Annotated in this window: 11 protein-coding genes and 2 pseudogenes; 3 read left to right on the forward strand and 10 right to left on the reverse strand. The window is 66.1% G+C overall.

Annotated elements, in window-relative coordinates; translation table 11 throughout:
* Nucleotides 1–48: 48 nt before the first annotated feature.
* The 3 genes from meaB to A5745_RS21045 all read right to left on the reverse strand — a co-directional run bounded on the left by meaB (nucleotide 49) and on the right by A5745_RS21045 (nucleotide 2,691).
* Nucleotides 49–936: a methylmalonyl Co-A mutase-associated GTPase MeaB gene (gene meaB / locus A5745_RS21035; RefSeq protein WP_076118629.1), complete on the reverse strand. Its 888-nt coding sequence runs from the start codon at nucleotides 934–936 to the stop codon at nucleotides 49–51.
* A 7-nt stretch (nucleotides 937–943) separates the two neighbouring features.
* Nucleotides 944–2,083, reverse strand: a complete 1,140-nt coding sequence (locus A5745_RS21040) for a thiolase family protein (RefSeq protein ID WP_076118657.1) — start codon at nucleotides 2,081–2,083, stop codon at nucleotides 944–946.
* Between the two features lie 89 nt (nucleotides 2,084–2,172).
* The gene (locus A5745_RS21045; protein ID WP_076058923.1) at nucleotides 2,173–2,691 is read right to left on the reverse strand and encodes a phenolic acid decarboxylase; all 519 of its coding nucleotides are present in this window, start codon (nucleotides 2,689–2,691) and stop codon (nucleotides 2,173–2,175) included.
* A gap of 88 nt (nucleotides 2,692–2,779) precedes the next feature.
* Here A5745_RS21045 and A5745_RS21050 point away from each other — a divergent pair, with 88 nt between their 5' ends.
* A complete protein-coding gene (locus A5745_RS21050; RefSeq protein WP_083663008.1) occupies nucleotides 2,780–3,628 on the forward strand; it encodes a proline iminopeptidase-family hydrolase in 849 nt (282 codons plus the stop codon).
* A gap of 17 nt (nucleotides 3,629–3,645) precedes the next feature.
* Here A5745_RS21050 and A5745_RS21055 read toward each other — a convergent pair whose 3' ends face one another.
* Genes A5745_RS21055 through A5745_RS21070 form a run of 4 tightly spaced genes read right to left on the reverse strand, consistent with a single transcriptional unit; the run spans nucleotide 3,646 to nucleotide 7,778 of the window.
* Nucleotides 3,646–4,413: an enoyl-CoA hydratase/isomerase family protein gene (locus A5745_RS21055; RefSeq protein WP_076118634.1), complete on the reverse strand. Its 768-nt coding sequence runs from the start codon at nucleotides 4,411–4,413 to the stop codon at nucleotides 3,646–3,648.
* Nucleotides 4,414–5,502 carry an acyl-CoA dehydrogenase family protein gene (locus A5745_RS21060; protein ID WP_076118637.1) on the reverse strand — a complete coding sequence of 363 codons (1,089 nt, stop codon included), beginning with the start codon at nucleotides 5,500–5,502 and terminating at the stop codon, nucleotides 4,414–4,416. It lies immediately after the preceding gene.
* Nucleotides 5,489–6,394 carry an acyl-CoA dehydrogenase family protein gene (locus A5745_RS21065; RefSeq protein ID WP_076118639.1) on the reverse strand — a complete coding sequence of 302 codons (906 nt, stop codon included), beginning with the start codon at nucleotides 6,392–6,394 and terminating at the stop codon, nucleotides 5,489–5,491. The genes A5745_RS21060 and A5745_RS21065 overlap by 14 nt, the downstream gene beginning before the upstream one ends.
* Nucleotides 6,372–7,778, reverse strand: coding sequence for a class I adenylate-forming enzyme family protein (locus A5745_RS21070; protein WP_076118659.1), 1,407 nt, complete (start codon nucleotides 7,776–7,778; stop codon nucleotides 6,372–6,374). The genes A5745_RS21065 and A5745_RS21070 overlap by 23 nt, the downstream gene beginning before the upstream one ends.
* A gap of 100 nt (nucleotides 7,779–7,878) precedes the next feature.
* Here A5745_RS21070 and A5745_RS21075 point away from each other — a divergent pair, with 100 nt between their 5' ends.
* Both A5745_RS21075 and A5745_RS21080 read left to right on the forward strand, forming a co-directional pair.
* On the forward strand, nucleotides 7,879–8,211 hold the full coding sequence (locus A5745_RS21075; RefSeq protein WP_076118641.1) for a 2Fe-2S iron-sulfur cluster-binding protein: 333 nt from the start codon (nucleotides 7,879–7,881) through the stop codon (nucleotides 8,209–8,211).
* Between the two features lie 20 nt (nucleotides 8,212–8,231).
* Complete coding sequence (locus tag A5745_RS21080; RefSeq protein ID WP_076118643.1) at nucleotides 8,232–8,534, forward strand: DUF4286 family protein; 303 nt, start codon at nucleotides 8,232–8,234, stop codon at nucleotides 8,532–8,534.
* A 74-nt stretch (nucleotides 8,535–8,608) separates the two neighbouring features.
* Here the strand turns inward: A5745_RS21080 and A5745_RS21085 are convergent, their stop codons facing one another.
* The 3 genes and pseudogenes from A5745_RS21085 to A5745_RS25145 all read right to left on the reverse strand — a co-directional run.
* Nucleotides 8,609–9,634: a CaiB/BaiF CoA-transferase family protein gene (locus A5745_RS21085; protein WP_076118646.1), complete on the reverse strand. Its 1,026-nt coding sequence runs from the start codon at nucleotides 9,632–9,634 to the stop codon at nucleotides 8,609–8,611.
* A pseudogene (locus A5745_RS21090) lies at nucleotides 9,631–9,963 on the reverse strand (LLM class F420-dependent oxidoreductase); the annotation flags it as partial. The pseudogene A5745_RS21090 and the gene A5745_RS21085, both read right to left, overlap by 4 nt.
* A pseudogene (locus A5745_RS25145) lies at nucleotides 9,944–10,031 on the reverse strand (hypothetical protein); the annotation flags it as partial. The pseudogenes A5745_RS25145 and A5745_RS21090, both read right to left, overlap by 20 nt.

Below are 10,031 nucleotides of genomic sequence, written 5' to 3' on the forward strand. Positions count from 1 at the left end.
GCAATAGTGATGAATGCCCATTCCCCCGATCGGGGGACACGGCGACGTTCAGTCCGGGGGCAGAGTGCTCGGGGCCAGCAGCTTTTCGGCCGCCGTGTACGGATCGTCGTGGCCGTCGACCACTGCCTCGGCGAGCTGGTCGAGGTCCGCCCGGCCGCGCAGCCGTGTTTGGGCCAGCGAGAGGATCTGCGCCCGCGCCCGGGCCAGCCGACGGTCGCGGCTATCGGTGCGGCGATGGTCGTCGATTGCCGCGACCAGGTCAGCGACGCCTTCACCCTGGGCGGCAACGAGGCTGACGATCGGGGCCTTGGTTTCGGCGCGCAGGTCCCGCACGGTCTGTTCGGCACCGTCACGGTCGGCCTTGTTGACCACCACGATGTCGGCGACCTCGAGCACACCCGCCTTGGCGGCCTGCACCGCGTCGCCCGCCCCGGGATTGAGGATGACGACGGTTGGGTCGGCGACGGCGGCGATCTCGATCTCGGACTGCCCCACCCCCACCGTCTCGAGCATGACCACGTCGTAACCAATCGCGCCCAGCAGGCGGATGGCGGCCGGAACCGCGGCGGCCAGCCCCCCGAGGTGCCCACGCGTTGCCACCGACCGAATCAGCACATCGGAGTCGTTGATATGCGCGGCCATTCGAATTCGATCGCCCAGCAGCGCACCGCCGCTGAACGGCGACGTCGGGTCCACGGCCAATACGGCCACCCGGCACCCACGCTCGCGATAGGCGCCGACCAGCGCCGCGATCGTCGTCGACTTGCCCGCGCCCGGCGGTCCGGTGATGCCGATGATCGCGCCCGCGCATGCCGACGAGGGCTCGATGCTCGCCAACACCTCGTCGCGCCGCTCGCCCTCGACCAGACTCAGCAGCCGACCCGCCGCCCGCGGAGACCCGTTGCGCGCACCGGTAATTAGGTCGGCGATGGTCATTTGCGCATTATGGCGCAGCGACCTCGATGACCGTCGCCGAGCCCATCCCGCCGCCCGCGCACATGGCCGCGACGCCGATTCCCCCGCCGCGGCGGCGCAATTCGTGCACCAGCGTGACGAGCATCCTGGCCCCGGTTGCCGCGACGGGGTGTCCCAGCGAGCAGCCGCTGCCGCTGACGTTGACCTTGTCCGGGTCGAGATCGAGAATCTTGACGGTGGCCACACACATCGACGCAAATGCTTCGTTGATTTCGAAAAGATCCACTGCCGAATTCGAAAGGCCCGCGCGGCCAAGGGCTTTCGGGATCGCTTCCACCGGAGCCAAGCCCGTGATCGCCGGGTCGACGCCCACGGACGCCCAGGACCGCACGGTGGCCAGCGCGGGCAGCCCGAGCCGGTCGCTCGCGATGGTCAACACCGCGGCACCGTCGTTGGCTCCGCAAGCATTCCCGGCGGTGATCGAGAAGCCCTCGATCTCCGGATGCAGCGGCTTGAGCGCGGCCAGCTTCTCCATGCTGGTGTCACGGCGGGGATGCTCATCGACCGAAAACAACCCGTGCGGCGTCTCGATCGGAACGATCTCCTCTTTGAAGCGGCCCTCGTCGATCGCGGCGATGGCATTGCGGTGGGAACGCAGCGCCCAGGCATCCATCTCTTCGCGACTTACGCCCGCCTTCACCGCGGCGTTCCACCCCACCGTGATCGACATGTCGAGGTTGGGCGCATCGGGACGGTCGGGGTGGGTCGGCGGGAACCAGTCGACCCACTCGCCGTCCACCTCCATCCGTGACCGCGGCGACGTGGACGCGGAGTTCACGCCGCCGGCGATGACGAGCTGGTCCATCCCGGCCCGCACGCTCGCCGCCGCGCTCTGCACCGCCGCCTGACCCGCCGCGCAGTGCCGGTTGTTGGCCAAACCGGGCACCTGGGTCAGACCGCTCGTGATGGCCGCGTGCCGAGCCAGCACGCCGCCACCATGGAGGCCCTCGCCCAGGATCACGTCATCGACCTGCGCCGGATCGAGGTCCGCAGCGGCCTCGGAGACGATGTGGTGCGCGAGGTCGAATGCGCTGGTGTCGCGCAGCGTTCCCTTGCGCGCGGTGCCGATCGGGGTGCGCAGGGCGGACACGATGACGGCTTCGGGCACGGTTTTCTCCAGTTCAGCGGCGCAGCATGCGAGAACCATATTCTCTCATTTTGAGAGTCCGAGTTGCAAGGAGGGCGTTGGTGGCCTGGCTAGTTGGTGCGGTTGGACCATCCCGGGGGCAGGTTTTCGGGACCGGTGTCGATGACGGTCTCGTCGTCGGTTCCGACGTCTTCGAACAAGGTGATGTAGGCGAACTCCGGGACTTCGTAGATGGGGTAGGTCGGGCCGTCGTCGCGGTACGCGCGCATCTCATCCAGGTGTTCGTTCTGGAAGCAGACCGTGCGCTCGCCATGCGTGCGGACCCACTGCGGGAAGAAGATGACGCCGTGGATGCGGCGTTTGGCGGGGAGGATGTTAACCGCCACGCAAGTGCCGGTGGGTTCGCTCCAGGACACTTTGAAACTGTCGTCGTCGAGTTGGACGAGGTTGACTTTCTGGTCTTTGACCCAACGGCCTCCGACATGCCCGGAGTGGATGCGGTAGTCGATGGTAGAGGCGTTCTTGACATACATTTCGTACTGCCACCCGTTTGCATAGGTGTAGATGAAGCGGTGGCCGACGATCCCCGAAAGATCCTGCGGCGGAACCGGGTTAGCGACGCTGGTCATTGCCCTATCCTGCCAGGACTGCGGCGGGACTTGTGGGCAGGCTGCGGGAAACGCGCGGATTTGCGATGGTGGACGGATGACTCAGGGAATGATCGCGGTCCCGGGCGGGAACGTCTGGTTCACTCGGGTTGGCGGCGGGGCGGGTTATCCGCTGCTCGCGGTTCATGGAGGTCCGGGTATGCCGCACACCTACATGAGCTCGCTGGCACGTCTGGCCGACGAGCGCGAAGTCATCTTCTGGGATCAGCTCGGGTGTGGCAAGTCCGAGCGCCCGTCCGACCGCAGGCTTTGGACGATGGAACGCTCGGTCGCCGAGATGGATGCCGTGGTACAGGCACTGGGGCTGAACCGCTTTCACATCTTCGGCAATTCGTGGGGCGGAATGTTGGCCCAACAGTACGTGCTTGACGTCGCGTCTGGGGCTGCGAGTCTGACGATCTCCAACAGCTTCGCGTCGATACCCGAATTCTCGAAGATGGTGGCGCGCTTGAAATCCGAGCTTGATCCGGCCACACAATCCAGCATCGACCGGCACGAAGCCGCTGGCACGACATACGCGCCCGAATATCAGGCCGCAATCCGCACCTGGAACGAAACGCATCTGTGCCGCGTTCGTCCGTGGCCGGCGGAGCTCGAAGCCTCGTTCCGGACTATGAACAACGAGGTCTACGGAACCATGTTCGGGCTGAGCAACTTTCGCATCGTCGGGACCATTCGGGATTGGGACGTGTTCGACCGATTGGCCGAAATCTCGCCGCCGACACTTATCCTTGCGGGCAGGTACGACGAATGCGTGCCCGAACACATGTGGGAGATGCACGCGCGCATACCGGGCTCGCGGTTTGAGTTATTCGAGTCCAGCTCCCACATGCCGTTCATCGAGGAGCCGGACCGGTTCGATCAGGTGATACGTGAGTTCCTGCGGCATAACGACTGAATCGCGGTCTCAGCGAGTCAGTTCTTGCCCGCCGCCAGCTTGGTGACGATCGACCGGAAGTCCTCGGTTACGAAGGACTGGCTTTCGGCCGACAGCGCATAGTCCAGACTGGCCAGGACCGCGCGCTCCAGATGGATGTTGAGCACCCGCTTCGTGCTCTCGACCGCCTGCTGGGGCAACTCCAAAATCTTTTTGGCGCAACCGATTGCCTCCGCGACCGGATCGGACACCACGTGGTTGGCCAAACCGAGTTCGACGGCCCGCTGCGCGCTGATGCGGGTGCCGGTCAACGCGTACTCCTTGGCCAGCAGCAGGCTGATGTGCAGCGGCCAGGTCAGCGGTCCCCCATCCGCCGCGACCAGCCCGACCTGCACATGCGGGTCGGCGAGGTAGGCATCTTCGGCGATATATACGATGTCGCTGAGCGCGACCAGGCTGCAGCCTAGTCCGACGGCCGGACCATTTACGGCCGCCACCACCGGGATTCGGCACCGCGCCATGCCCAGCACGATCTCGCGGCCATCGCGGATGGTCTTGGCGCGCAGCTCGGCATCCCCCGACAGATCCTTGAGATACGAAAAATCTCCGCCGGCCGAAAACGCCCTGCCGGCCCCGGTGATCACCGCCGCGCGGGCCGAGGGGTCGTCGGTCAATCGTTGCCACAGCCGCGCGAGCCCGACGTGCAGGTTGTCGTTGACCGAGTTGAGGGACTCCGGCCGGTTCAGGGTGATGATCCGCAACGCGCCTTCCGCACGGACGTCGATTTCGGCTGGCATGTCGTACATTCAGACTCCCAATCCCAAGATTCGCGAAGCGATGATGTTCTTCTGTATCTGTGATGTCCCACCCATGACGCTCTGCGCCCGGCTGTACAAATAGGCGCCCAGGAGATCGGGATCGCGGGTCCCGGTGACGGCCAGTGCCGCATGTCCGACGGATTGTTCAACCCAGGTCATCAGCAGCTTGTCGAGCGACCCCTCGGGTCCGTGCGACACCCCGTCGAGTTGTTCCGACAGCCGCCGCCGGACGTGATGGGTCAGCATTTCCGACTGGACGGCCGCCCACGCCAACTCTTCGGAAATCGGACCGTCGTTGCGCGCCAACAGCTCTCGGACAAGTTTTCCGTATCTGGCCGCATAACCCAGCGTGGACGGTTCGCGCTCGTGTCCGACGACGGTCATGGCGACCGCCCAGCCGTCACCGGGAGCGCCGACCATCCGATCCGCCGGCACGGTCGCGCCGTCGAAGAACACCTGACCGAATTCGTTGGTGACCCCGTTCATCATGCGCAGCGGGCGCTGTTGCACGCCAGGCTGTTTCATGGAGATGACGAACGCCGAAAGGCCCCGGTGGCGCTTGGCCTCGGGGTCGGTGCGGGCCAGCAACAGGCACCAGTCCGCGACGTCGGAGTAGCTCGTCCAGATCTTGTGTCCATGCACTACGTAGTTGTCGCCCTCGCGGGTTGCGGTGGTGGTCAGCGAGGCCAGATCCGAACCGGCGCCGGGCTCGCTGAAACCCTGACACCAACGCTCGGTGCCGCTAATGATGCCGGGCAGAAAGCGCTTGCGCAGTTCGTCGCCGCCGTGCCTGCCGATGCCGTGTACCAGATAACCCACGCTGGGGCGCGGCGGAGCGCCGGCGCGCACCAGTTCTTCGTCAACAATCACGTCATACACCGCAGGCAGGTCTTGCCCGCCATAGTCGTGCGGCCAGGACAGGCCGAAAAAACCATTGTCGTACAACGCCCGATGCCAGTCGGCCATGCGCTCCCAATACTCGTCACCCGAGCCGGAAAACTCCTTGGCGTGCGCCGAAAGCCACGATCGCAGCCGCTCGCGGAAAGCGGCCTCCTGAGCTGAGTCACGAAAGTCCAAGGTCGATCTCCTTCAGCGTTACCGGCCACAACTCGGTCGATGTCAGCGCGCGCCGCAGATAGACATGCACCACGCACTCCCACGTATTGCCGATGCCGCCGTGCACCTGCACGGCGGTCTCGCACACCGTTCGGGCGGCGCGCGCGCAATAGACCTTCGCAACCTGGGCGGCTCGAATGGCCTCGGCGGGCGTCAGTTCGTCAACCGCCCACGCGGCATGTCGCAACACGCTCACCGAACCTTCAATCAGCGCAAGGCTTTCGGCCAGCAGGTGGGCGATTGCCTGGTAAGAGCCGATCGCTTTGCCATATTGTTCGCGGATTTTCGCGTAGTCGACCGCGACGGCCTGAGCGCCCCGGGCGATTCCCACCAGGTCCGCCGTCGTGGTGACCAGCGCGAGTGCCCGCCATCGCGTGGCAACGTCCGCGGAGACCTCGCCGAGAACCGCCGGCGATCCCACCGCGCTCGCTTCGGCCCGGGTCAAATCGGCCACGGTCCGAACGTCGCCCACGTCCGTCCCCAAAACCGTGGTGCCGGAAAGGAACAGGGCTCGTCGAGCGCCGCGCGCGTCGATCACCCGGTCATCGACGGCGATGGTCACGCCCGCGGCGTCGGCATCGATCTGGCGGGCGAGATCGTCGGCCAGCACCGGACCCAGAAACGGCACGTCGACCAGTCGGCGCCCGAATTCCTCGGCGACGATGGCCACCTCGACGCCGGTGGCCCCATCGGAGCGCAGCGATCGCCAACCCGTCGTCGTAACCTGCTTGTCCAGCCGTGCAATTCGCTCCTCGTCGGTCAGGTCGTTGACCGCCCCGGGACCCAGATCGTCGGCCAGCTTGGCTGCGGCGTCACGCAATTGCTGCTGTTCAGCTGTCAGACGTACATCCATAGCGCTCCTTTAGGACTCGGCGCAACACCTTGCCCGAGGGCAGGCGAGGAATATCCGGTACGAACACGATCCGGTTCAGGTGCTTGTAGGACGCCAGCTTCTCATCCACCCTGGCGATCAGATCCGCGGCGTCAACACGGGTATGCACCGCGACGGCGGCAACAACCGCCTCGCCGTTGATCCCGTCGGGAACGCCGAACACCGCGCAGTCTTTGACGGCCGGATGGCCGTGCAGCACCGTTTCGATTTCGGCCGGCGCGACCTGAAAGCCGCGCACCTTGATCATTTCTTTGAGGCGGTCGGTGATCCGCAGCCAACCGTCGGCGTCGAGCCAGCCCACATCCCCGGTCCGGTACCAGCCGTCGCATATCGCGTCCTGGGTCGCCTCGGCCGGTAAGTACCCGGCCATCAGCGACGTCGACCGCGCCTGGATTTCACCGGCCTCGCCCGGGCTGACCGGTTGGCCGGTCTCGAGCGAGACCACCCGCAGGTCAACGCCCGGCACCGGGCGCCCGACCGCATCCAGTCGGGCCCCGTCGAGCGGATTGCACGCGATGACGGGCAGTTCCGTGGTGCCGTACGCCGGCACCCAACCGACGCCGGTACGTCGAGTCACCGTTTCGGCGATGTCGGCGCTGACCGGCGTCGCACCCCACATGATGAAGCGCAGCGACGACAGGTCGTAGGACTCGAGGTCTGGGTGCGAGGCGATGGCCAGCGCGATGGGCGCGACCGCCATCTCGATTGTGATGCGGTCGATTTCGATGTGACGCAGGATCTGGTCGATGTCGAATCGGCGATGCAGCCGCGTCCACGCGCGGATCTGCAGCGCCGTCAGGATATTGAGCAGGCCGAGGATATGCGAAGGGGGCGTGGCGATTTGAATGCGGTCACGCCGTGTCAGCTGCAGCGCGTCGCGCCAGTGCTGCACGGCCACACTCAACGAAGCGTGAGTGTGCCGGACCGCCTTCGGCAGCCCGGTGGTTCCCGAACTGAAGACAAGCACCGCGTCGCCGTCCGGCGGCGGCGAACACGAGGGCGTTGGTTCTGCGGGGGTAATGGGTTCGTCCAGGTGCAACATCGGCATCAAATCGGCCAGCACCGGATGGTCCCCGACGGCGTGGGCCGGGTCGGTCAGCGCCAGCGCGTGGTCGACCTCCTGGCGCTTCCACGCCGGGCTGAGCAGCACCGCGGCGGCACCAAGCCGCCAGATCGCAAGCAGGACGGCAACGAATTCCGGCCGATTGGACGCCATGAGCGCAACCCGCTGACCCGCGGCGACGTTGTTTTTGGCCAGGGTCCGGGCCAGCCCGTTGGCCAGCGCATCGAGCTGGGGCAGGGTGAATCGCCGTTCCTCGAACACGAGCGCGGCCGGCTCGGTCACGTCTCGTCCCTTCCAGCTGTCCAGCACGACTTGAGAAGATCCTATCGCTTAGGGAGAATAGTATTCTCTATACTGAAGAATGCAAATATGGAGGGCGGCCATGCTGACGGCCCACATCATCGAGGAGACTGTGTCAGATCCCGATTCAAACGGCGCCGAGGCCGGCACGGTGACGATCTATCTCGATCGCAAGAAAGTGTCGGTACCACTGGTCCCGGGCGAGACTCTGCTGGAAACCGCGCGACGGGCCGGCCTGGAGCCGCCGTTCAGCTGCGAAGCCGGCAACTGCGGCACCTGCATGGCCAAGCTCGAGGCGGGCCGCGCGACCATGCGGGTCAACGACGCGCTCGAAGACGACGAAGTGGCCGAGGGCTACATTCTGACGTGCCAGGGCGTGCCGGACACGGACTCGATCACGGTGCGCTACGAGTAGCCACAGGAGAGGCGGCGACGATGGCCAAGGGAATCATGCTCGTCGAGAGTGTGCCCAGTTCGCCCGATCGTGAGGACGAGTACAACACCTGGTACGACGAAGTTCACATACCCGAACTGCTGGCGCTCGACGGAATTGTCGCGGCACGCCGGCTGCGTCCCGTCAACGGCGAGGGCCCGTATGTCGCCATCTACGAACTCGAGGGTGACGATCTGCAGGGCATCCTGGACAACATGGTCGCCAACGCCGGTCAGCTGCACATGTCCGATGCGCTGCAGCTCGACCCGGCGCCGATCCCGCGATTGCTCGAGTACCTTCCCTAACCGACGCCGAACGTGACGCTGCAGTCACGCTGGAGGCCGAATGTGACTGCACCGCCACGTTCGGCGGGCCCCGGTTAGAGTTCCGGCGGCGGGCGGTACTCGGGTTCGTAGCCCGCGACGTTGATCGGGCTCCCGACGAGGCGGAAATCGCCCGCGGTCACGACGACTTCCGGTGTCGCCTCGAGTGCTTCTGGAAGCGTCCTGACGGCCGCTGCGGGAACTCCGAGGGGTCGCAGCCGCCGTTCCCAGCCGGCCGCGGAGTCAGTCGACAGCATCGCCGTGACGACGGCCAGCACCTCGTCACGGCGGGCCACCCGCTCGGCCATCGTTTCGAAACCGCCGATACCCGCCTCCGCGGCGAAGGATTTCCAGAAGCCGTCGTGAGTGATGAACAGCGCCAGATACCCGTCTGACGTCGGAAACAGCTGAGCCGGAACGTAATACGAGTGCGCTCCATGCGGCCGTCGCTGCGGCTCGATACCGTCGTTGAGGTAGGCGGAGGCGTGATAATTGAGTTGCGACAGCATCACGTCGCGCAGCGACACGTCAACTTGCCCGCCGGTGCCGGAGATGATCTTGGCCAGCAGCCCGAGCGCCGCACACATTCCGGTCGAGTTGTCGGCCGACGAATACCCCGGCAGCGTCGGCGGGCCCTCGGGATCGCCGGTCAGCGCGGCGGCCCCCACGCCCGCCTGAACCACGTAGTCGAAGGCCGGATCGTCGCCGCCGTGCAGGCCGAAGCCGGTGATCGCCACGCAGACGATCCGCTCGTTGTGCCGCCGCAGATCCTCGTAGGTGAGGCCCAGGCGGCGGATGGCCGACGGTTTCAGGTTCACCAGCAGCGCGTGGGACTGCGACACGAGCTCGCCCAAATGTCGCTGTCCCGCTTCGGAATTCAGGTCTAAGCAGAGGCTGGACTTGTTGCGGTTCAGGCTGGCGAAGTAGGTGGGCCCGACGCCGCGGGAGATCTCGCCGCCGCTCGGTTCGATCTTGGTGACCTCGGCGCCGAGGTCGGCGAGCAGCATGGTGGCATAGGGACCGGCGAGCATGGTGCCGACTTCGAGGATCCGGATCCCCGCCAGCGGCCCGCTGGCCGTCACCGCAACTCCGTTGCGAGCGCGGCGATCATCTCGCGGGTGCGGCGCTTGGAGGCGACGAGCTCGTCCCGGTTCTCGCCGATCGGCAACAGGCGCACCGACAGGTCGGTGACTCCGGCGTCGGCGAATCGCCGCATCCGCGCCAGGATGGCATTCTCGTCGCCGGCCGCGCACAGATCGCCGACGTCGCGGGCATCGCCGCGTTCGAGCAGGCGCTGGTAGTTCGGCGACACTTCGGCCTCGCCCAGGATGCGGTTGGCCCGCTCTTTGGCCTCATCGACTTGTCCAGGCGCACACAGGCATACGGGAATGCCCGCGACGATCCGCGGCGCTCATCGCCTTCTGCAGCTCGTAGACGTTGAGCGCGCCACCGAAGCCGGCCTCGCCGTCCGCGACAATC

The organism is Mycobacterium sp. IS-2888 (assembly GCF_001954215.1).
In the GTDB taxonomy this organism is placed as follows: Bacteria; Actinomycetota; Actinomycetes; order Mycobacteriales; family Mycobacteriaceae; genus Mycobacterium.

Excerpts from the sequence above, each read along its gene's own strand:
- A5745_RS21075 (WP_076118641.1), top strand. The coding sequence starts at position 7,879 with ATGCTGACGGCCCACATCATCGAGGAGACTGTGTCAGATCCCGATTCA.
- A5745_RS21050 (WP_083663008.1), top strand. The coding sequence starts at position 2,780 with ATGATCGCGGTCCCGGGCGGGAACGTCTGGTTCACTCGGGTTGGCGGC.
- A5745_RS21055 (WP_076118634.1), bottom strand. The coding sequence starts at position 4,413 with ATGTACGACATGCCAGCCGAAATCGACGTCCGTGCGGAAGGCGCGTTG.
- meaB (WP_076118629.1), bottom strand. The coding sequence starts at position 936 with ATGACCATCGCCGACCTAATTACCGGTGCGCGCAACGGGTCTCCGCGG.
- A5745_RS21065 (WP_076118639.1), bottom strand. The coding sequence starts at position 6,394 with ATGGATGTACGTCTGACAGCTGAACAGCAGCAATTGCGTGACGCCGCA.
- A5745_RS21080 (WP_076118643.1), top strand. The coding sequence starts at position 8,232 with ATGGCCAAGGGAATCATGCTCGTCGAGAGTGTGCCCAGTTCGCCCGAT.
- A5745_RS21045 (WP_076058923.1), bottom strand. The coding sequence starts at position 2,691 with ATGACCAGCGTCGCTAACCCGGTTCCGCCGCAGGATCTTTCGGGGATC.